This is a genomic window from Nostoc sp. XA010 (assembly GCF_020829625.1).
GTDB lineage: Bacteria > Cyanobacteriota > Cyanobacteriia > Cyanobacteriales > Nostocaceae > Nostoc.
Window position 1 is genome coordinate 218,918 of record NZ_JAIVFX010000002.1, and the last position, 21,917, is coordinate 240,834.

Genomic DNA, 21,917 nt, shown 5'->3' on the forward strand with positions numbered 1-21,917 from the left:
TAACCAACCTTATGTTCACAACAGCTAACTTTCTTCAGTACACCCAATGGTCAGGCATCGCTACCTTGCTATTTGCTGCCTTAACATTTTTGGCTTTTATTCTCAAATGGGGCCTCCGCTTTCGCTTGGTGGGTACGACTGGCTTTATGCTCGTGGTGACGGCTGGTTTATTTGCACTCTCGATAGTCCCCTTGAGTCGGACTGTGATTCCAGGAGCAGCCCGGTATACTCTAGTTTATGACAATGGGTCAACACAAGCGGTGATTGCCACATCACCCCAAATTACACCCACACAATTAGATGCAACTTTACGTCAAGCAGTTAGTAATCTGTTTTCTTCTGGTCGCTCAGGTACACGGGAAGAGGACAAGTTGACAGTTCGCGCTCGTACCATTATCCACCCGGAGCCAGGGACTTCTGTACCAGTTTACTTGGGTGAAGCCAAGCGATCGCTCGTTTCTCGTGAAAATTCTGTGATCGCAGTCGAAATTTACACAGAAAAATTCGCCCAATTGCCAAAACCTACCGCTTAAGAAGCAGGGGGCAGGGGGAATTTTTGTACAAGTTTCTCCTTCTCCCTGTCTCATACAAGACGACAAAAATAATTTACCTGTTATCAGGATGACAAAATTTATTTTGTATTTACTGATACATTAATAGTTATTTTTAGATTAAGATATTCACACTTTTAGTGGTTACACTGTGGAAAAAGGTCAATTAGCGTGCAGATAATGGGTACTGACAGTTGTGATTTGTCAGTTGTTATCCTAATTACCACTGTTGATATTTTCACAAGTCTTTGCAGCAAATGAATTAGCTGTGCGGCGTACAGATAAATGTTCGCCCCTACGCACCTATCCATAGCTGGAATGACCATCGACAGATTATTCAGTTCTCAATCACTTTTCTTGAGAATCTGAGAATGGTAATGTTAATTAATTATACGGTTATTCAAAACTTTGATAGTTCCGAATTTCAGGCTAATGGACATCACACATTCAAGCAACATCGTTAAATGGCTTAACCAGTTGGCAATTAGCTCAGTTAAAACCTAGTTGAGTCAGATGTAAGTTTGTAGCCATCTGGTGACAAGCATCCCTGGCTGCAAATCTATTAGATTAAGAAATATCAAGGTTTTGTTTGCCAAACTAGATTATATGTCTAATCAACTTTCTACTCAACCTTCTTTGTCTACTCAAACCTCTAGTTCATTATTTACGCTCACAGTTGCCCCAGCAAAAGTAATCCGTGGTTCTGGGGTGTTGCAAGCAGCCGCAGCAGAGATCGCCTGTTTGGGAAGTCGTCCCTTAATTGTGGCAGGTGAGTCTACTCTCGCCATCAGCCGAAAAAATTTGCTCCCAGTTTTAGAAACGCAACAGTTACATACTGTCCAAGCTTCTTATGGTACAGATTGCTGCGAAGCTAGCCTGAAATCTTTACAGAAGAAAGCAAAAGAACATAAAGCTGATGTGATTATTGGTGTTGGTGGCGGTAAAGCCTTAGATACAGCAAAATTAGTCGCGCATCAGTTACAGTTACCAGTGGTGACAATTCCGACATCAGGATCAACTTGTGCAGCTTGGAGTGCCCTGTCGAATGTTTATTCGGAAAATGGGGCGTTTCTTTACGATGTGGGGCTGTCTCGTTGTCCCGATTTATTGATACTTGATTATGACTTGATTAAAACTGCACCACAACGGACTTTAGTAGCTGGAATTGGTGATGCGATCGCTAAGTGGTATGAAGCCTCAGTTAGCAGTGGGCATTTGCAAAACACTTTAATTATTGCCGCAGTGCAACAAGCGCGAGTTTTGCGAGATATCTTGTTGCAAAAGTCAGCCCCCGCTCTAAAAGAACCAGGTACTGAAGTTTGGCGAGAAGTCGTAGACGCGACTGTTTTATTAGCTGGGGTAGTTGGAGGACTTGGAGGGGCGCAGTGTCGCACAGTTGCTGCTCATGCCGTGCATAATGGTTTAACGCACATTTCAGGGCATGGCAGTATTCATGGCGAAAAGGTTGCTTTTGGAATTTTGGTACAACTGCGGTTAGAAGAAATGCTACAAGGCAATCAACTAGCAGCATCAGCACGGCAACAGTTGTTAAAGTTCTACACAGAAATTGGACTGCCCCAAAAATTAAGCGATCTGGGATTGGGCAATATTACATTAGGCGAGTTGCAAACATCTGCTGAAATTGCCCTAGTTCCTAATTCTGACATCCATCGACTACCGTTTAAAGTCGCGCCAGAACAGTTGATGGCAGCAATGGTTTCTACCACTGCACCTATAGATAGTAGAGATACTATAAATCGAGTTTCGCCCAAGGGAATCAGTGACGAGGTTGAAGCATGAGTTTAAATTGGATTGTCCCAGCAGAACGGATACAAAAACTGCCGCCCTATGTATTTGCCCGTTTAGATGAACTAAAAGCTAAAGCACGGGAACAAGGGTTAGATTTAATTGATTTGGGTATGGGAAACCCTGATGGTGCAACACCAGCACCAGTTGTAGAAGCTGCGATCACAGCCTTGAAAGATCCCGCCAATCACGGTTATCCTCCTTTTGAGGGTACTGCTAGTTTCCGCAGGGCGATTACCAACTGGTATCATCGCCGTTATGGTGTGGTTCTCGATCCTGATAGTGAAGCTTTACCGCTACTCGGTTCTAAAGAAGGTTTAACTCATTTAGCACTTGCCTACGTTAACCCTGGCGATTTAGTTCTAGTTCCTTCCCCCGCTTATCCCGCCCATTTTCGGGGGCCAGCGATCGCAGGCGGGAAAATTCACAGCTTGATCCTCAAACCAGAAAATGACTGGTTAATTGATTTAGCTGCAATTCCTGACGAGGTTGCAAGACAAGCTAAAATTCTCTATTTCAACTATCCCAGCAATCCCACTGCTGCCACCGCCCCCCGCGAATTTTTTGAAGAAATCGTCGCCTTCGCCCGCAAATATGAAATTTTGCTGGTACATGATTTGTGTTATGCCGAGTTAGCTTTTGATGGTTATCAACCTACTAGCTTGCTAGAAATTCCCGGCGCGAAAGAAATTGGTGTAGAATTTCACACCTTATCTAAAACCTATAATATGGCTGGTTGGCGCGTTGGGTTTGTGGTGGGTAATCGTCATGTAATTCAAGGTTTACGGACACTGAAAACTAACTTGGATTACGGCATTTTTGCAGCATTACAAACAGCAGCCGAAACAGCTTTGCAATTGCCAGATGTGTATTTACATGAAGTACAACAACGCTACCGTACCCGCCGCGATTTTTTGATTCAAGGGTTAGGAGAGTTGGGTTGGGATATCCCTAAAAGCAAGGCGACTATGTATCTTTGGGTGAAGTGTCCTGTGGGTATGGGTTCCACGGATTTTGCCTTGAATGTGTTGCAGCAAACTGGCGTTGTTCTTACCCCAGGTAATGCCTTTGGGGTTGCAGGTGAGGGTTATGTCAGAATCAGTTTGATTGCCGACTGCGATCGCTTGGGTGAAGCTTTACATCGCTTTAAGCAAGCTGGCATCCGCTATCAACCTGAAAGCGTAGTTTCTACTTCAGGAGCGATCGCCGATCTTGTTAGTTGATTAGACGAAGGAAACCCAACATTACATGACTAAAATGATTGCTGATCGTGTTTGGTATAATGTAAAGAAATAGAAAGAGTTAACAATGATTGGTACTAATATATACATCAGTCAAGAAACTCAAGAATCTCTAATTAAAGCTGCGGCTTTAAAAAAAATGTCTGTTGAAGAACTAGCTTCTTCTATTTTGAGTGAAAGTATTCAAGAAAAGTTGGGGCAAATCAGATATTCTTCGGAAAAGAAAAGCAAATTTGCCCTTAATCCTCTTGGAGAAATGCAACCCTATGCTTATTTGGCAGATCCTAATGAACCCGTTATTTCTGATGATGATTGGGAAATGAATCAAAATTATGAAGTGAACGATTTGTGTTCATTCTTGATACTCATATTTGGGTTTGGTGGAATCACAATGATTCAAAGTTGACTCCTCTCCACCGCGAAGCAATAAATAGGGAAAAACCTCATGGTTTAGGTGTTTGCTCGATAAGTTTGTTAGAAATTAGCAGACTTGTTACCCAAAATAAGTTAATTCTTCCATGTTCGATTCAAGAATGGTTCGATATTGCTTTGGCACAAGAGGGACTAATTCTTCTATCAATTACTCCCCAAATTGCCATTGATTTATACTCCCTTCCAGGAAATTTTCATAAAGATCCAGCCGATAGAATTATCGTTTCAACATAATTCTGCCTTGATGTTAACTGCGATCGCAGCTTGAGCCTTACTACTAATTAGTTTGGGGCGAGTTGCGAATTTAGGGGCGACTCTACCACTGAATGGCAATTGGTTGTAATCTTTGGTGTTAGAGTTCGTTCTCACCTTTATTTTGATGTTTGTAATTTTGGGTTCTGCACTAAATCGCCGCGCCTATCTTGGCTTTGCTGGGTTAGCGATTGGGTTGACGGTGGCGATGGAAGCAGCATTTATGGGGTCAATTACAGGTGCAGTATAAATTAAGTTGATAATTATCCGGATTGACGACAAAATCAGTGTATTTACTAAATACAAAGTGTTATATAACTCACAACACTATTTGATTTAGTATAAACAATTTTATGTTGTCTGATTTAGATTTAGTTCGAGAGTTCGTATCCAACTCTATTCAGAAAAAAGATATTTTATTGGCAAATCGTTCTTTAGCAGCACAAACAGTTTATAATACTAACCGTCTAGCAACAAAAGCTGAAGGCGTAATTGCCACTGCCCAATTAAATACCACACAAACGGAATTTTTGATTCTGTCTAACTCATTCCATTGGGAATTACTGAATCAGGCTTTACCGGAATCCAATTTTCTCCTGAAAGGAAACATAGATAGTAGTGGTTTCTATCACTATCAACACTGCCAAGTTCCTAAAAACTATAGGTTGCAATGTACTAAATCTGTATTTTTATGGCAAGCCTGGTGGAAATATCGCAAAAATAATTTACAACGAGGAATTCCATTGGATATTTTAATCCAGACAAGAGATTCATGGTATCCAATCAAAGATTTAAGCATTAGTAATGGAATTCTGTATGTCAAAACTTTAGTAAGTGAGATAGAAGTTTATGCAGATGATTTAGTGATTTGGTTAAGCAAAAGTGAAGTAAATTCTCAAAATTAGTCATTAGTGAAACTTCAACCCTCTCTACTCCTCATAAATCAGTTCCCGATCGCTTTGATAGAAAGAAGTGAAGCAGGAGTTTTTTTCAAGTGTGCTGTTCGTTTGTGAATGAATTATGTCTTTTTCGAGCTTCCAAGGATTGTAAGTTAGTTTTCAGATCGCCACAACTACAAATCAGGTTAGCGATCGCTCGAACTAATTTCGCTGGCTCCACAGGCTTGGTGATATGCTGCCCAAATCCGGCGGCGATTGCCTGTTGATGATCAGCCTCAGCTGCATAAGCTGTAAGGGCGATCGCTGGAATTGTCCCTCCCATCTCTGGTGACATAGCTCTGATTCTACGCATCAGCATATAGCCGTCTACTTCCGGCATTCCAATGTCGCTTAACAGCAGATTTGGCTGGAACTCAGGTATGATTCGTAGTGCTTCCATAGCAGATGCGGTCTGAGTTACGATTGCACCAGACTGCTCTAAAATGAAAGCAATTAACTCTCGCGTATCACGTTCATCATCCACAAGGAGAACTTTTACTCCATTTAGATCGGGCGAATCATCAAGTTGTCTATCAATTTGATGGCTATTAAAATGAGTCTTCATTAGAGGTAACATGACTGTAAAGGTTGCTCCCTGTTCTTCGCCCAAACTTTCTGCCTTAACTGTGCCGCCATGTAGCTCTACGATGTGACGGACAATAGCTAATCCTAATCCCAGTCCGCCAAATTTCCTGGTAGTTGCACCATCAGCTTGTCGGAAGTAGTCAAATACGAATGGTAAAAAATCTGGGCTAATTCCCTTACCTGTGTCACTGACTCGAAGTTGAGCCTGAGAACCAATAGACTGTAAACTGATTTCTACCTGTCCACCTTGGGGCGTAAACTTAATAGCATTGGAAAGTAGATTCCAGATAACTTGCTGCAAGCGGCCTGAATCACCAGTTACTAGGAATTTTGGATCGCCCGTTTGGGACGCTAGAAGCGCAACTTGGATTTGGGATTTTAGCTTGTCAGGTTGCTTGTTAAAATCGATATCTAAATTTCTATGAGGATTTTGTAATCCAAAATCTAAAATTGTAAATCGCAAATTGATAGATTTGGCTTGGGCAGCTAGACGGACTGTTTCTATTGCGGATGCGATCGCAGTTTCTAGATTCACAGGAGCAATATTCAGACTGAGTTTACCTTGCAAAATGCGAGAGACATCCAACAAATCTTCAATTAGTTGAGTCTGAAGCTTGGCATTGCGCTCAATGGTTTCGAGAGCGCGAGTGGTGGTTGCTTCATCATACTTTTTAGTTTGCAGTAACTTCGACCATCCCAGGATCGGGTTTAGCGGCGTGCGAAGTTCGTGGGAAAGAACCGCCAAAAATTCATCTTTGATTCGGTTAGCTTGGACTAATTGCTCTTTTTGCTGCTGTAACGAAGCCATCAACTGAGAGCGTTCCAGAGCAACCGCCACCTGATCGGAGGTTGCTTGTAGCAGGGCAATTTCCTCAGAAGTGAAGCGGGTACGGGTGCGACTAGCAAAGGAGAGGACACCAAGCAGCTTTCCCTGAGCAATTAATGGTTGACCTGCATAAGCTGTGATTCCCAAAGCAGTAAGGATGTCGGTATTTGGATGGTTAGAGTGCAACACATCATTGAGGACGATTTGACGGCGTTCTTGTGCCACTTGTCCGCAAATACCTTGATTAAATTCTAAATATTGAATTGCTTGAAATACTTCATCAGTAATGCCGTTCCAGCCTACTAACCGAAGTTTCTGTTTATTTCCGTGCGTCTCAATTAAATAGTGAAAGTAAAAATGCAAATCCATCTGCGCCGAGAGTTTGCTAAACAAGCTGTTCATTAGATCCAAGGGGCGCTCGGTTGAAAGCAAATCACTGGTTGTTTCAGAAAGCAGCTTGAGTCTTTCACTGCGCTCTTGCAAGGCAAGTTCAGCAAGCTGACGTTCACGAAGGGCGCGTTCGCGTTCGGTGATGTCAACTGCAACCCCTCCTACCAGGCTTTGCCCAGATGCATTTGCAATGGGAAACTTATATACCAAAAATTCGCCGAGGGTGCCATCTGTGCGTGGGGCAGACTCGATCGCTTCAAAAACCTGATTCGTCTGAGAAACCATTCTAATGTTATCGAGGAAGGGTTGAGCGATTTGGGCTGGGTATAGGTCAAAAATATTTTTATTAATCGCCTTATTTGTTGCTACATCGAATGTACTTAGATAAGTTGGACTGAGGTAAAGTACACGCCCGTCTGCATTCGTAATCCACGCTGCGGCGGGAATATTGTCCATAAAAGCTTGAAATTGCTCTTGACTCTGACTCAGCGCTTTTTTAGCTTGCTGGAGATCGCTGATATCAAGAATCAATGCAACCGAGTTCTGTTGAGATTGGCCTAATACAGAGTAGCCAACTACAACTGGGACAATAGAACCATCCTTGCGAATGCATTTCTTCTCATAAGGAGTACAGGTTCCCTTCGCTGTTGCCTCGGCAATAGCCAGTTCATCTAAATATTGGTACTCAGGAGGCGTGATATCAGTCCAGCGTAGTCTGCCTGCCTGGATATCTGCTTGGGTATAGCCCACAATTCGCAAGAACTCGTCGTTGGCTTCAGTAATTCTACCATTCACATCAGCAAAGAGAATACCAACTATATTCGCTTGGAAAAAACTTTTGAGGCGTTCTTCACTTGCTTGGATTGCTTTCTCTACTTGCTTGCGTTGGCTGATGTCACGGAAGAAAATGTCAAGACCATCCTCACAAGGGTAGGCGTGAATCTCCAGCCACAGGTCATACTTGGACGGCAAGTAGTAATGATGCTCGAAGTGGACGGGAATCTGTTCTGCCATTGCCCGTCGGTACTGCCGCTCTACATTAGTGCCTACTGATGCAGACCACTCCTCCCAGTGCGACTTACCGATAACCTCTGTCCGGGATTTGCGGTTAATTCGCTCTGCTTCGGCATTTTGGTAGATGATTCGCCAATCCCGGTCTAAAGTAATAAATGCATCACTCATGTTTTCTAGAGTGCGTGTGTTCCGCTCATTGGCTTGCTGTAATGCCGCTTGGGCTTGTTTGCGTTCGCTCAAATCAACAACGAAGCCAATGACCGTTTCTTGAGTATCTCCCAGGACAACAGAACCGAGCAGAACGGCAATGCGATCGCCATTTTTGCAGATATATTCCTTCTCAAAGGGTTTACATACTCCGGTTGTTCTGAGTTCTTTTACTGAACGCTCACTCAATAAAAGATATTCGTCTGGGGTAATCTCGCGCCAGTTTATTTGGTTAGCGTCAAAGTCTTTTCGCGTATAGCCGACCATCTTCAGAAAAGCATCATTGGCTTCCATGATCGAGCCGTTGCTCATATCAGTTACGATAACTCCAATGATGTTGGATTCTGCCAGTCGGCTAAACCGCATTTCGCTATTTTGCAACAACTTTAGGCTTGTTTCTGCTTTGTGTCTGGCAGTTCGCAACTCTGAAGAGAGGGCGGTAATTAAGAAAGATACTAGTGAAAACGAGGTTAATCGTACCAAGACGTTCGGGCTGAGGAAATTGAACGAGTAGACTGGCTCGATCAAAAAATAGAGAGCAGTTGTAACAGAAAGAGCGATCGCTAGTACTCCAAGTCCCATGCCGCCATACCAAGCACTGATTGCCACGGCAGCATAAAATAATGTAAATACGCTCGGATCGAAGACTGGCAACAACAGTCGCGTCAACAGTAGCGCCGCTATGACTGCCAGAATCATCACGCTGTATGTTAGTAACCAAGAGCGCATCATCAAAATTTTTTCGAGTACTTTGACCATCATCTTAAGAGTCCTCCCGTTGCTCCGCCTTTAGGAGATACTCGTTCAGTAGTCTTTTGCCTGGTTGGCCCATTTTCTGTAACATTTCTTCAATTAGCTTTAGTGCCATTTGTGAAGGCACTGTAGATCCGTTCTCCCAGCGATTAACTGTACGTAGGGAAACTCCTAACTTGGCTGCAAACTTCTCCTGGGAGAGATCTAGCTGCTGCCGAAGTTCACGGATTAAATCTGAAATTTTTAGTGACTTTCCTAGTTCCATAATAGGAAGAGTAAGACAGGTGTCTCGCCATCTGTCTCCAGCTTGAGGAAGAATTTAAACTGTCATTAGTTATTATCAACTTCATCTTTTGGCTAAATACCAATATTACTTATCAACCTTGATCAATTACTGTTCACCGATTTAAGTCCCCGCCATACTTCTGATAACTGTTAACTGTTTTAAGGTGGTGTGACAAAAAAGTGTTGAGACAAAATAACTGTATCAGCTAACTATAAAATAAAAATTAAATTTTCTCAGGTTCGTGATGCCAAAATAGTATTGTTATAAACGCTCTGAGAATTTTCAAGGTTCATGCATCGCCAAAAATCTATGGGTGGTGTATTACACAGTCATGCTTCATAACATACTTAATATTATCTTTCCAAAACATGTAGTTAATTTTACTTCTAAGAGGATGTTTTAAAAGTCCTCTGGTTAGTAGCAGAACGTTTTAAATCCCCCTTAAAAAGGGGGACTTTGATTCCAGTTACCCCCGCTTTAAGGGGGTTAGGGGGGAGCAATAAGTGCCTAAAATTACAGCCAAACACTTTTAAAACAACTTCTAAGGTAAGATACCAATAGTAAATTTATAAAGCTATAATAAGATTTAAATAAAATTTGTGTTTAATTAATATCATTAGTTTTGATTAATCAACACTCTGAAAACCTCCTAAAGACTCAATTAGAAAATGCACCAGTTGAAGACTATATATTTAACTGGTTTGATTGGTTTTGTCTTTGGTATCCTCCAGGCTGGCTAATTATATTTAACCGTCATTGGCAGCATTATCATACCAATCCAGACGGTTGGAATTGGTTTGAATATGGATTATTTTTAATTCCTGGCGGATTTTATCTGGCGCTGCTGAGTCGTTGGTTGCGTCTTGGTTTTCGTTCACCTCGAACAGAAATTAGTGAATTTGATCCCAAATATCAACAAGCTTTTGGCAAAGAAGTTCTCGCTCCCATCGTCAAATATTATTTTCGTGGAGAATTACAACAAGTCGAAAACTTGCCGCAAACAGGGCCATTGATTGTGGCAATGAACCACGCAGGGATGAGTTTTCCTTGGGATTTCTTGGCCTTGGGTTATCTATTAAGTGAAGCTAGAGGATGGGTGGTACAACCCGTAGCAAGTCCAGTATTATTTGAGCATCCTTGGATAATTTGGTGGCTACCACCTAAATGGTCGCAAGTTTTGGGTGGTGTGCGAGCCGAATTAGATGATTATGAAGCAGCTACCGCCCAAGGTAAAACTGTCTTATATGCACCCGAAGGTATCCGCGGCCCTCGGAAAGGTTGGAAGAGACGCTATCAACTAGAAAAGTTTGATGGAAGTTTTATTAAGTTGAGCGATCGCTATCAAATTCCTATTCTGCCAGTAATTTGCATCGGTAGTGAATCTTTACATCCTTGGGCTGTTAATGTCAAAAAATTGCAACGACTAGTCAAATTACCATTTTTGCCTATCTCGCCTTTAATGCTTGCCTTAATTCTATTTCCTTCAATGGGAGTTTGGGCAATGAGAACTCGCCTGCATTACTTTATTCAGCCTTTGGAACCCGCAGAATTGCACAACTATTCAAACAAAGAGCGTACAGTAGCTTATCGGCAGGCGCAACAATTACGAGAAAAACTGCAAATTAAAATTAATCAGTTATTGAAATAAATTTAAACTTATCCAGTGGATTTGAGTCAATTTTTTACAAAATAAATAATTTACTTGTTTGCATAAAAAAATTAGTAATTATTAAATTGATTTTTCCATAATAAAATTTATCAGTTTTTGCCCTCTACGTTCTACCTCTTGCTGTTTCACAACAATAAAATTCTGGCTTTCAAAAAAAATCTTGGCTGTAATACTAGCTTCTACAAATAACTTTTCAATCCCCAAAGAGTTTGCTTTTGATTCAACCTGTTCTAAGATTTTCTTACCAATCCCTTTTCTTTGAAAATCTTTATGACAGTAAAAACGGTCAATATGCCCATTAGCTTCTAATTCCCCAAAACCAATAATTTTATCCTGCTCCTCTGCTACATAAGTAAACTTACTTCCTAAACCTTTAATCCAAACGTCAATATCCATTTGTGCTGGTGCCCAAGCATCTACTTGTTCTTGTGTGTAATCGTGAATATTCACTTCATGAACAGTGTCGTAGAACAATTTCATAATTTCTTTGGTATCAGCTATTTCGTATATTCTTAGTCTCATAAAGAAGATAATTAATTCATAAAAAACTTTAATAGAAATTTTATCAGCCTCATTTGATTAGGAAAAGCTATATACAGCAGAATTTCTCAGATTAAACTTCATATATACAATTTTTGTAGTACAAGTATACTAATAGCTGCTAAAATGCCTTAAAAGTCAGCTAGTCTTGCTTGAGGTAATATGAAAAAAATCCAAGACACGGACAAAAAGCCCATTTTGCTGTTCCAGCCTACATCTGTAATTACTGGTATAGTGCCACTGCAACCCCAAGAAAAAAAAATCATCAGTGAACGGGAGCGTTTTATAACCCAAGTCGAACGCATCAATCAGATGGCACAAGAGTTAGAAGCAGCGATATTAGAGTTGAAAGCGATCGCTAACACGCTGAATACTCAAAAACCTTACCCATTCTTGATAAAGGAGCTATGCAAAAATATTTGTCAGTATTTCGCAGTTAGGGTGCCTTGGGTAAAACGAAAGTCTAACGAATCATTTATTTTGACAACGCGAAAAGTTGATTTATTCCGAGCTGAAAGGGAAGCCGCACTGCTAGCACAGCAACTTCGTCAGCAAACCAAAAAAAGATTAGCATCGCAGCGACACAGAAAAAACAAGAATGGGGCTAAACCTGGCACAAAACACTTCTTCAAAAAGGTATTAGTCAACAAATCTTAAAATTATCAACATTCAACGGCAGATCACCCCTGAGGTTTTAACAGTTATGCTGATTGAAGTGGCAGAAGGAAATTCTTCCTCAAAATTACTCACCACATTGCTATTGCTAATTGGTACGAACTGTGGTATGAAGTAGGCAAGCCTGCCCTAGTATTTGCACTTCCGTAAAACCAGAGTGCAACATCAGGGACAATCAATCAGCGCATAGAAGAGGTAAAAAGAAGGTGTTAAAGACACTTTTAGTGATTGCCGTTGGTTTTTTACCGTCCCTGATTTCTCTGTGGGCGATCCGCAAAACCCATGCCCGATCGCGCTTACGACTCAGACAAGCAGCCATGAATTTTCCAGCGATGCAGAGGCGACAAAACCTTAGACCTGTAGAAGGCGATCGCTATTATTTAGAAGGCGTGGGTTATCTAATTGGCGATATCAGCTGCAAATTTAATGCCCGATCTGGCTACATGCGTTGTGCTGTCAATCCTGAAGGGCCTTGTAATAGTTGCCGTCACTACGAACCTAAGGAATTAGCTGGTAGTGAAAAAAGGGCTTAATAAGTTTTACCTGCCTAATACTCAAACAATCTCAAATTACTGAAGGAGGGGAAGGGCATTACTGGAGAGAGAGAAATTTATTCGATGTCCTAAACTAATCCTACCCTTCACCCTAAAGAAAAACCGTTGTAACTATGGACCAATATTAACAAAAAGTGCTTTGTTTGACTCGAACATCTGACACCTGATAGCACTCACGGTTAACGATTCCCAAGTTTTACCTGGGAATGGTAAAATGATGGCTAATTATAATTTGTATTTACAAACACTTTGAATATTTGTGTTTGCATGGTCAAATAAGAATGATTTAATATAATTCGTGCAAAAGTGGAAATCTGCGTCATTTTCTTTGCAGATGATGAAAATTGCTATTAGCTTTTGCCGAATATCTAATAACTACATGATTATCTAACGATGAACAACGCGATCGCTCAGACAACAGCATTATTATCAACTTGCGCTTTACTACTAACAGGCTGTGGTGGTGGCGGTGGTTCTGTAACAAATTCCCCAGATAGTACTACAAATAACACTACAACTAACACCACCCAGACTACGACTACATCAGGTGCTATTCCCATCGGTATTGCCTTAGCACAAACGAGCAACGTAGCATTACTTGGTCAAGAGGGATTCGTGGGAGCCAGAATTGCCGAGAAGTATTTCAATAGTAAAGGCGGTATTAATGGCACTCCGATTAAATTGGTAAGCCAAGATACTAGCGGTGATGAAGCTGGAGCAATTAACGCTTTTCAAACTTTAATTAACAAAGATAAAGTTGTCGGTATTGTTGGACCTACTTTGTCACAGCAAGCTTTTAGTGCTGACCCCATCGCCGAACGTGCTAAAGTCCCAGTTATTGGCGCATCAAATACCGCAAACGGAATTCCAGAAATCGGTGATTATGTAGCTCGTGTATCTGCCCCCGTCTCTATAGTTGCCCCTAATTCGCTGAAAGCTGCACTCAAGCAGAATCCTCAAATTAAAAAAGTAGCAGTTTTTTACGCCCAAAATGATGCATTTAATAAATCGGAAACGGAGATTTTTCAAAAAGCAGTAAAAGAACAAGGGCTAGAATTAGTAACAGTTCAAAAGTTCCAAACTACTGATACAGACTTTCAAGCCCAAGCTACCAATGCACTTAACTTAAAACCAGATTTAGTAATTATTTCGGGGCTAGCGGCTGATGGCGGTAACTTAGTGCGACAACTGCGAGAACTGGGTTATAAAGGCATAATTATTGGTGGTAATGGTCTGAATACACCAAATGTTTTATCAGTGTGCAAAGCACTGTGCGATGGTGTGCTGATTGCTCAAGCTTACAGTCCTGAATATCCTGGTGAGATTAATAAGGTATTTCGGCAAACCTATATTGAGCAATATAAGAAAGAACCAGCCCAATTTACTGGTCAATCTTTTGCTGCGGTACAGGTGTATGTTGAAGCGCTTAAAGAGTTGGATAAAAAAACCAAAATCAGCACATTACCTCTTGATAAACTGCGGACAGAATTGAACAAGCAAATATTAGCTGGAAAGTATGATACTCCTTTAGGTGAGATTGCTTTTACACCAGTCGGTGATGTGATTCAAAAGGAATTTTACGTTGCCCAAATTAAGATGGATAAAGATGGAAATACTGGAAAGTTCGTATTTATAAAATAGTTGCAACATGGATATAACTGTATTTCTGCAACAATTTTTGAACGGATTATCTATCGGTAGTATCTATGCAATTTTTGCGTTGGGATATACTTTAGTTTATTCCATTTTGGGCATCATTAATTTAGCTCATGGCGCGATTTTTACCTTGGGTGCATATTTTACTTATGCACTTATGGGTGGTAGCTTTGGATTTAACGGCTTGCTGGCTAATGCAGGCTTACCGATAAAATTACCATTTGCTATAGCCTTGATTTTAGCAAGTACCTTGGCAGGATTGGTAGGGGTAGTGATGGAACGGGTTGCTTTTCAACCTTTGCGCCGTCAGGGATCTGATCCCTTGCTAACTGTTGTTTCTAGCTTGGGGGTAGGAGTCGTAATTGTAAATTTAATTCAGTATTTAGTAGGCGCAGAAAGTTACACATACCCCGCAAATACTTACGGTAATTTACCACCTGCGATTAATTTTGGTAGTGCAGATAATCCAATTCCTATTCGCAGCGTTCAGGTGGTAATTTTTGCTGTATCAGTGGTGATTGTGGCAATTCTTACCTATTTTATTAATCGGACTAAATATGGTAAGGCAATGCAAGCGATCGCAGAAGATCCAACTACAGCTAGTTTGTTAGGAATTAATAGCGATCGCTTTATCATCCTAACATTCTTCATCAGCAGTTTTTTAGCAGGATTAGCAGGAACTTTAGTTGCTTCTAGTGTTAGTATTGCTGGGCCATATTTCGGCATTGCTTTTGGTTTGCGGGGTTTAGCGGTAATAGTCTTAGGTGGTTTAGGTAGTATTCCCGGTGCAGTGGTGGGAGGCTTAGTAATTGGATTAGTCGAGGCGTTTGTTCCTTCAGAATTCTCTGGATATAAAGACGCAGTAGCCTTTGGAATTTTGTTTATCATGCTATTAGTTAGACCCCAAGGTTTACTAGGGCGGCGGTTTATTCAAAAAGTTTGATGTAGCACTATGAAAACATACACCAGACAAAAACTAACTTTCGATCAATTTTTACAACAGTGTCCAGAGGAAGGTTTATATGAACTTATAGATGGAGAAATTGTAGAAGTGCGTGCAACCAGAAATCATGATGATGTCGCCAATTTTATATTGTTTGGTTTCAATGATGAAATTAGGCGACTAAACTTAAATTATGTAGTTAATAACACAGCAGTCTTTAAAACTATAACTGCTAATGGAATAGAGCAAGGGCGCAAGCCTGATGTAAGTGTCATAGATAAAGATACATGGCGCTCAAATCGTTCTACTTACTCTGCACTTGAAGAACCTATCCAGTTAGCTGTAGAAGTGACATCAACTAATTGGGAAGATGACTACATTGATAAATTGGATGAATATCAACGCTTAGGTATTACAGAATATTGGATTGTAGATTATTTGGCAATTGGGCTAAGAGAGTATTTAGGAAATCCAAAAGTTCCGGCTGTATTTGTTTTTCTATTAGATGCTGAGAGAAAATATCAACGGACACTGTTTAGTGGTTCAGAACGGATTGTGTCACGAAGTTTTCCTGAACTGGCGCTGACAGCAGACCAAATATTAACATCTTAATAGGTTATAAAAGCGATAGTTTGATTAAGCTTAATCATAATTTTTTAAAATGGCTGATTTTTTCGCTACTTATGGTTCTCTAATTGTCTCTATGGTATTGGGGGCGCTAGTAGGGTTATCACTTTACTTACCGCTAATGACAGGGCAATTATCTTTAGCTAGTCCAGGATTTTATGCTTTAGGTGGGTATATTGCAGCAATTTTATCCACCAAATTTTTTACATCTAGCAGTAGTTTATTTCCTATTCCCTTGTTGTTATTGGAGATGTTAATTGCTGGTGTAATTTGTGGTGTATTGGGTGTAATAGTAGGAATTCCAGCGTTAAGATTGCGAGGAATTTATTTAGCGATCGCTACTATCGCTTTTGTGGAAGTTCTGCGCGTCATCTCCCTGAATTTAGATATTACTGGCGGTGCTGTTGGCATTTTTGGCATTCCTCAACCTTTCCAAACACCAATTGAATATTTATGGATTGCTTTGCCCTTACTATTAATTAGTATGGTGCTGTTTTATCGTTTAGAACGCATCCGTGTAGGAAGGGCTTTTATTGCTATCCGCGAAGATGAATTAGCTGCGGGTGCAATGGGAATTGATCCTACTTATTACAAAGTTTTGGCATTTACATTAGGGGCTATCCTTGCAGGCGTTGTAGGTGCAATTAGCGCCCACTTTCTTAATACTTGGAATGCTCGTCAAGGTACTTTTGATAGCAGCATTATATATTTAACTTTTGTTTTGATTGGTGGTTCGAGAACTTTTTTAGGGCCGGTAGTCGGAGGTATGGTATTTACAGCCTTACCAGAGATTCTACGAAGCCTAGCTGATACTGGTGGTTTACCTAATTGGCTTGCACAATTTTTGCGCGATGGGAGATTAATTATTTTTGGCTTATTAATAGTAATAGGTACAATATTTTTTCCCCAAGGGCTAATTACTCCAGATATTTTTAAAAGACGGAAAATCATGGAAAAACGAACTGCAAAGGGCGCGAAGTAAGAAAAGTTTTAGAGAGTTATTGCGTAAGTTTTATATTCATAATAATATGCAAAAATGTCACATAGTATTCTAGAAATTAACAGCAGTATTATCTTAGAAGCAAGAGCATTGACTCGCCGCTTTGGTGGTTTAGTGGCGGTAAATAATGTATCTTTTAGTGTAAATAAATATGAGATTTTTGGACTGATTGGCCCTAATGGTGCTGGTAAAACAACACTGTTTAATTTGATTACTGCTTTCATTCCACCTTCTGGCGGGAAATTAATTTATCAAGGTGCGGAACTTTCTCAACTGCGTCCTCATCAAATTGCTGCTTTAGGTATCGCCCGTACCTTTCAAAATATCCGCTTGTTTGGAGAATTATCGGCGTTAGAAAATGTAATTATTGCTCGGCATTTACACACTAAAAGTAATATGATTGCAGGAGTTTTGGGATTACCACCAGCGCCTAGTGAAGAACTTAAAACTAAGCAGAAAGCTTTAGATTTATTGGATTTAGTGGGATTAAGCGATCGCGCTGACGAAAAAGCCAAAAACTTCGCCTACGGTGATCAACGTCGCTTAGAAATTGCCCGCGCTTTAGCATTAAAACCGCAAGTCTTACTTCTCGATGAACCTGCTGCGGGGATGAACCCCAACGAAAAACAGCAACTCAGTGAATTTATCCGTAGCCTGCGCGATCGCTTCAATTTAACGATCATCCTTATAGAACACCATGTACCCTTGGTTATGGGTTTGTGCGATCGCATTGCAGTGTTAGATTTTGGGCAATTGATTGCATTGGGTGAACCAGCAGTTGTTAGAAATGATCCGGCTGTAATTGAAGCTTATCTGGGAAATGAATGAATTAATGTAGACAAAGTTACTACAAATTCGTCTAAAGAACTCACAGCGATACCTCCGGTAAGCTCCGCTAACAGCACTATCCATTAAAGTTTCTAATTCTTCCACATTCTCGCCCTCAAGCCTTACTTCCACTTCATGAGGAATTTCGCCAAAGCGTTGTTGCAATACCCGGATTAGCTGCCGTAGCGCACGCTGCTGAATACCTCTTTGCTCAATTTCCTGATACCAAGGCGATTCTGGCAATACTGCCATATCCCACCTCATGATTTGTTGCACTAAAGGCGATCGCGCCTGTAAAATTTAAGCAGACAAACTTCGGATAAATTCTTCTAAAGAATTCACAGCGATCGCGCTATCCATTAAATTTTCTAATTTTTCCACACTTTCGCTCTCAAGCCTTGCTTCTACTTCATGGGGAATTTCACCAAAGCGTCGTCGCAATACTCTTACTAACTGCCGTTGTACACCCTGCTGAAGACCTAGCTGAATACCTCTTTGCTCAATTTCTTGATACCAAGGCGATTCTCGCAATACTGCCATATCCCACCTCATGATTTGTTGCACTAAAGGCGTGTCTAACACAAAGCTAGCAAAAAATGCCAGTAATGATTCTAACTCATTCAACTGTGCATCTGCTCGTAGCGCCTGTAATGCGCGTTGCACAACTGATACTTCTCCCCCTCCTCGCAGGATTGGCACAAAGGGTAACAACGATGGTAGTGATTGCTCAAATACTATTTCAGCATCGATTTCCCACAAATTAATCACGCGATAATCTTGGATAGCACGTAATCCCAAAAATTCCTGCTCGTAACTATTGACAATAGTTAAGGTGGATGGGGGCGGTAAAATGTTGATCAGTACTGGGTAAGTTGGCAATCGGTAGCGTTCTTGTGCCAAGGCAGCATAAGCTCTCATCCGTAGAGGCATCTGTGCCGTGTAACGCAACTGTAGTTCATTAAGTACCAGAAAATCTCCGTGAGTAGCACTGTATGCTTTCACCAACACATCTGTTTCGCGGCTAATCCAGTGAAACTCAGAGCCAAGAATTTCTTTCGCCACGACTTCAGGACGCTGTGTCACCCACTGTACCCATGCATCGGGAGCTAAATTAATTAGTCGTTTGCTACCAATATCTGCTACTTTTGCCACAGGACGCTTGATATCTTTATCAGTAATTAATGGTACATCATAAAGATTGCAGTATTATGGCGTTAATTTTTAAGTTGAAGCAATGTCTACGCACTGTTTTAAGAAATGTATGATTGATGAAGAGTTTTTGGTACATACCTCGCTCTTAGTGGGCGAAAAAACTAATCATATCGGACTAATTCAAACCATGTCCCTTGTGGGCGTGGTATCTCTTGGACTAATGACTAATGACTAATGACTCCGCGAAGCGGTTTAATGTATCTTAGGTTTTGAATCAATATTTCTGGATGTAAACCGCCGATGAAAGCCGATAGTAAGCCAAACTATACAATTTTAGAAGTTCAAGAACTTGATGTTAATTATGGCGGTATCCAAGCTCTGAAAAAAATTAATTTAATTATTCAAAAAGGCGAGGTGGTTACTCTAATTGGTGCTAATGGTGCTGGTAAAACTACCACACTCCGCGCCATATCTAAAGTAGTTAATCCTAAGAGTGGCGTAATTATCTATAATGGACATAATATTAACCGCCGCCAAACTCACGAAGTTGTACAACTTGGCATCGCCCATTGTCCTGAAGGACGCAGAGTATTAGCGCGGCAGACAGTATTTGATAATTTGCTTTTGGGTGCTTATATTCGCTCCAATCAAGCTGAGATAAAAGCAGATATTCAGCGCCAATTTGAGCTATTTCCGCGCTTGTCACAAAGACGCAATCAACTAGCAGGAACCCTCAGTGGTGGTGAACAACAAATGTTAGCGATCGCTCGTGCTGTCATGAGTAAACCACAACTATTACTTTTAGATGAGCCTAGCTTAGGTTTAGCACCTGCGATCGTCCGAGAAATCTTCTCTATTATTGAAAATCTCCGGGCTACAGGCGTGACTATTCTGTTAGTTGAACAAAATGCTAATCTGGCATTACAAATTGCTGATCGCGGTTATGTTTTAGAAGCTGGTTCTATAACTTTAACGGGTGCTGCATCAGAATTGATTAGTGATGAGCGAGTTAAAAAAGCTTATTTAGGGTAATTAATTAAATGAAAATTTACCAGGTACAAGCAGATGGTAAAATCACCAACTAAACCTCTAACTTTAGAAGAGTTTTTGAAACTACCAGAAACAAAGCCTAGCTCAGAATACATCAACGGTCAAATTATTCAAAAGCCAATGCCTCAAGGAAAACATAGTAAATTACAGGGGAAGTTAGTCACAGGTATAAACGAGATAGTTGAAAGTAGAAAGATTGCCTTAGCTTTCCCAGAACTGCGGTGTACTTTTGGCGGACGTTCAATTGTCCCTGATGTAGCTGTGTTTGCTTGGGAACGGATTCCCTTAGATGAAAGTGGAGAGGTGGCAAATGTTTTTCACACGTATCCAGACTGGACGATTGAGATTCTTTCGCCAGAACAAAGCCAGACTAAAGTAACCGGAAATATTCTACATTGTTTAAAACATGGCAGTCGTTTAGGTTGGTTAATTGATCCAGGCGATCGCTCTGTTTTAGTCTATCCACCAAAGCAGCAACCAGAACTTTTACAAGGAGAACAAGAAATATTACCAGTTCCCGATTTGGTTAGCGGTTTTAAGTTAACTGTAGGGCAACTATTTGGATGGTTGAAGTTATAAGCAATTGTATAAGTTCCTATATAGCTTTGGGATACCAAAGGGATAGCTACAATAACGCTATCTTGCTACCAGACTATAGACGCTTGACCAGTATTACCTGGTAACAATTCCTTTGTTGATAAGATTGTTACTAGTGGAGTTTGTCACCTGAAAAGCTTATGTCATTTACAGATAGATTTAACCAACTTGCAGCAATTCTTTCTAATGAACTGGGTGTGCAAGCAAAAGATATTACTCTTAATACACGGCTTCGGGAAGACCTCAAAATATATGGTGATGATGTTGATGCACTATTTTGTAAAATTGCTGAACAGTTTGGCATAGATTGGCAGGGGTTTGTTTTTTACCATTACTTCCACGAAGAACCACATTTATTTTCTCTACTTTTTGAATGTTACTATCGCAAACGTCACGGCACACTCAAAACAATTACCGTCAGCCATCTACTATCAGTTATTGAGCGTGGAGTTTGGTTTGAACCGTCCCAGTCTGGTACTTACATTTGAGTTCTTTACACAATCTCAACTAATTTCTACTTATAACTTTTCCTAATAGTTAGTATTATTAAAAATTATTACAATTTTGTCATAATATATGAATATTTATAGCCCTCCTTGCAGATATCTATATATTTGTTTAGCGGCGAATTCTATTCACCGGAATAATTAAACCCATGAGTCAAATAGTCTGGATAGCAAGACACGCTAACCGCCTCGACTTCGTAAACCCCGATTGGTTTCTCACCGCCGAACGACGCTACGATCCACCCTTGTCTGATGATGGTATGGTGCAGGCACAACAACTAGCTAAACGATTAAAGGGAGAAAAGATTACCCATATTTTCGCATCTCCTTTCCTGCGAACTGTACAGACGGCAAACGCAGTTGCAGAAATGCTCAACTTGCCGATCAAATTGGAAACAGGCTTGAGTGAATGGCTAAATCCAGTTTGGATGACAGAAGAACCCGAAAGACTCTCAACTCCAGGATTAGCAGAGTTATTCCCCAGAATTGACACCAGCTACACTTCGCGCATCGCCGCCAAATATCCTGAAACTCACGAAAAAGTGCGAGAACGTTCTGGGCAAACTGCGAGATGTTTAGCTACTGAGTTCTTCCCAGAAGATATCCTGCTAATAGCACACGGCGCATCGGTTTTAGGGGGAGCAATGGGGTTAGTGGGGGAAATTGCCAAAACAGAAGTCAAGGCTTCTTTATGTTCCCTAGTGAAAGTGGTACGCGAAGATCCAGAATGGTTATTAGAACTAAAAGGAGATACTTCCCATTTAACCCACATAGAAGAAGTTATTCGATTTGCTTAAACCTCTGATAGAGATTTGCGTTCATGACTTCTGCTAGGTTGG

The 21,917-nt window shown here is 40.8% G+C and carries 23 protein-coding genes and 1 pseudogene; 19 read left to right on the forward strand and 5 right to left on the reverse strand.

Annotated elements, in window-relative coordinates; all coding sequences use genetic code 11:
- Positions 1-11: 11 nt before the first annotated feature.
- The 7 genes and pseudogenes from LC608_RS03855 (at position 12) to LC608_RS03885 (ending at position 5,187) form a co-directional block, all read left to right on the forward strand.
- Positions 12-533, forward strand: a complete 522-nt coding sequence (locus LC608_RS03855; RefSeq protein WP_229552260.1) for a Ycf51 family protein — start codon at positions 12-14, stop codon at positions 531-533.
- Positions 534-1,157: 624 nt separating this feature from the next.
- A complete protein-coding gene (locus tag LC608_RS03860) occupies positions 1,158-2,351 on the forward strand; it encodes an iron-containing alcohol dehydrogenase family protein (protein ID WP_229552261.1) in 1,194 nt (397 codons plus the stop codon).
- Positions 2,348-3,580, forward strand: a complete 1,233-nt coding sequence (locus tag LC608_RS03865; RefSeq protein ID WP_229552262.1) for an aspartate aminotransferase — start codon at positions 2,348-2,350, stop codon at positions 3,578-3,580. The genes LC608_RS03860 and LC608_RS03865 overlap by 4 nt, the downstream gene beginning before the upstream one ends.
- 85 nt (positions 3,581-3,665) lie before the next feature.
- Positions 3,666-4,004, forward strand: a complete 339-nt coding sequence (locus LC608_RS03870) for a hypothetical protein (protein ID WP_229552263.1) — start codon at positions 3,666-3,668, stop codon at positions 4,002-4,004.
- A complete protein-coding gene (locus LC608_RS03875) occupies positions 4,001-4,264 on the forward strand; it encodes a hypothetical protein (protein WP_229552264.1) in 264 nt (87 codons plus the stop codon). The genes LC608_RS03870 and LC608_RS03875 overlap by 4 nt, the downstream gene beginning before the upstream one ends.
- 34 nt (positions 4,265-4,298) lie before the next feature.
- Positions 4,299-4,526 (forward strand): annotated as a pseudogene (locus LC608_RS03880) (aquaporin); the annotation flags it as partial.
- 109 nt (positions 4,527-4,635) lie between these two features.
- Complete coding sequence (locus LC608_RS03885) at positions 4,636-5,187, forward strand: hypothetical protein (protein ID WP_229552265.1); 552 nt, start codon at positions 4,636-4,638, stop codon at positions 5,185-5,187.
- An 85-nt stretch (positions 5,188-5,272) separates the two neighbouring features.
- Here LC608_RS03885 and LC608_RS03890 read toward each other — a convergent pair whose 3' ends face one another.
- Complete coding sequence (locus LC608_RS03890) at positions 5,273-9,004, reverse strand: PAS domain S-box protein (protein WP_229552266.1); 3,732 nt, start codon at positions 9,002-9,004, stop codon at positions 5,273-5,275.
- A gap of 1 nt (position 9,005) precedes the next feature.
- Positions 9,006-9,260 carry a DNA-binding transcriptional regulator gene (locus LC608_RS03895; RefSeq protein WP_229552267.1) on the reverse strand — a complete coding sequence of 85 codons (255 nt, stop codon included), beginning with the start codon at positions 9,258-9,260 and terminating at the stop codon, positions 9,006-9,008.
- A 643-nt stretch (positions 9,261-9,903) separates the two neighbouring features.
- On the opposite strand from LC608_RS03895, the gene LC608_RS03900 reads away from it, so the two are divergent.
- The gene (locus tag LC608_RS03900; RefSeq protein WP_229552268.1) at positions 9,904-10,929 is read left to right on the forward strand and encodes a 1-acyl-sn-glycerol-3-phosphate acyltransferase; all 1,026 of its coding nucleotides are present in this window, start codon (positions 9,904-9,906) and stop codon (positions 10,927-10,929) included.
- A gap of 81 nt (positions 10,930-11,010) precedes the next feature.
- On the opposite strand, the gene LC608_RS03905 is transcribed toward LC608_RS03900, so the two are convergent.
- The gene (locus LC608_RS03905; RefSeq protein WP_308189824.1) at positions 11,011-11,430 is read right to left on the reverse strand and encodes a GNAT family N-acetyltransferase; all 420 of its coding nucleotides are present in this window, start codon (positions 11,428-11,430) and stop codon (positions 11,011-11,013) included.
- Between the two features lie 222 nt (positions 11,431-11,652).
- Here LC608_RS03905 and LC608_RS03910 point away from each other — a divergent pair, with 222 nt between their 5' ends.
- From LC608_RS03910 to LC608_RS03940, 7 genes are all read left to right on the forward strand, one after another.
- Complete coding sequence (locus LC608_RS03910; RefSeq protein WP_229552270.1) at positions 11,653-12,147, forward strand: hypothetical protein; 495 nt, start codon at positions 11,653-11,655, stop codon at positions 12,145-12,147.
- A gap of 224 nt (positions 12,148-12,371) precedes the next feature.
- Positions 12,372-12,698, forward strand: a complete 327-nt coding sequence (locus LC608_RS03915) for a DUF6464 family protein (protein ID WP_229552271.1) — start codon at positions 12,372-12,374, stop codon at positions 12,696-12,698.
- A gap of 414 nt (positions 12,699-13,112) precedes the next feature.
- Positions 13,113-14,360 (forward strand): ABC transporter substrate-binding protein, encoded by a 1,248-nt coding sequence (locus tag LC608_RS03920; RefSeq protein ID WP_229552272.1) that lies wholly within the window; start codon positions 13,113-13,115, stop codon positions 14,358-14,360.
- 7 nt (positions 14,361-14,367) lie between these two features.
- Positions 14,368-15,318 (forward strand): branched-chain amino acid ABC transporter permease, encoded by a 951-nt coding sequence (locus tag LC608_RS03925; protein ID WP_229552273.1) that lies wholly within the window; start codon positions 14,368-14,370, stop codon positions 15,316-15,318.
- Positions 15,319-15,327: 9 nt separating this feature from the next.
- Complete coding sequence (locus tag LC608_RS03930; protein WP_229552274.1) at positions 15,328-15,930, forward strand: Uma2 family endonuclease; 603 nt, start codon at positions 15,328-15,330, stop codon at positions 15,928-15,930.
- A gap of 49 nt (positions 15,931-15,979) precedes the next feature.
- The gene (locus LC608_RS03935; protein WP_229552275.1) at positions 15,980-16,927 is read left to right on the forward strand and encodes a branched-chain amino acid ABC transporter permease; all 948 of its coding nucleotides are present in this window, start codon (positions 15,980-15,982) and stop codon (positions 16,925-16,927) included.
- A 54-nt stretch (positions 16,928-16,981) separates the two neighbouring features.
- Positions 16,982-17,773: an ABC transporter ATP-binding protein gene (locus LC608_RS03940; protein ID WP_229552276.1), complete on the forward strand. Its 792-nt coding sequence runs from the start codon at positions 16,982-16,984 to the stop codon at positions 17,771-17,773.
- Here the strand turns inward: LC608_RS03940 and LC608_RS03945 are convergent.
- On the reverse strand, positions 17,684-18,025 hold the full coding sequence (locus tag LC608_RS03945) for a DUF4351 domain-containing protein (RefSeq protein WP_229552277.1): 342 nt from the start codon (positions 18,023-18,025) through the stop codon (positions 17,684-17,686). The genes LC608_RS03940 and LC608_RS03945 overlap by 90 nt on opposite strands.
- A 48-nt stretch (positions 18,026-18,073) precedes the next feature.
- Positions 18,074-18,925 (reverse strand): DUF4351 domain-containing protein, encoded by an 852-nt coding sequence (locus LC608_RS03950; protein ID WP_229552278.1) that lies wholly within the window; start codon positions 18,923-18,925, stop codon positions 18,074-18,076.
- 300 nt (positions 18,926-19,225) lie between these two features.
- Here LC608_RS03950 and LC608_RS03955 point away from each other — a divergent pair, with 300 nt between their 5' ends.
- The 4 genes from LC608_RS03955 to LC608_RS03970 all read left to right on the forward strand — a co-directional run bounded on the left by LC608_RS03955 (position 19,226) and on the right by LC608_RS03970 (position 21,875).
- Positions 19,226-19,957 (forward strand): ABC transporter ATP-binding protein, encoded by a 732-nt coding sequence (locus LC608_RS03955; protein ID WP_229552279.1) that lies wholly within the window; start codon positions 19,226-19,228, stop codon positions 19,955-19,957.
- Positions 19,958-19,990: 33 nt separating this feature from the next.
- Entirely contained in the window at positions 19,991-20,554 is a 564-nt protein-coding gene (locus LC608_RS03960) for a Uma2 family endonuclease (protein ID WP_229552280.1), read from the forward strand.
- Between the two features lie 158 nt (positions 20,555-20,712).
- Complete coding sequence (locus LC608_RS03965) at positions 20,713-21,060, forward strand: DUF1493 family protein (protein WP_229552281.1); 348 nt, start codon at positions 20,713-20,715, stop codon at positions 21,058-21,060.
- Positions 21,061-21,227: 167 nt separating this feature from the next.
- Positions 21,228-21,875, forward strand: coding sequence for a histidine phosphatase family protein (locus LC608_RS03970; protein ID WP_229552282.1), 648 nt, complete (start codon positions 21,228-21,230; stop codon positions 21,873-21,875).
- Positions 21,876-21,917 lie beyond the last annotated feature (42 nt).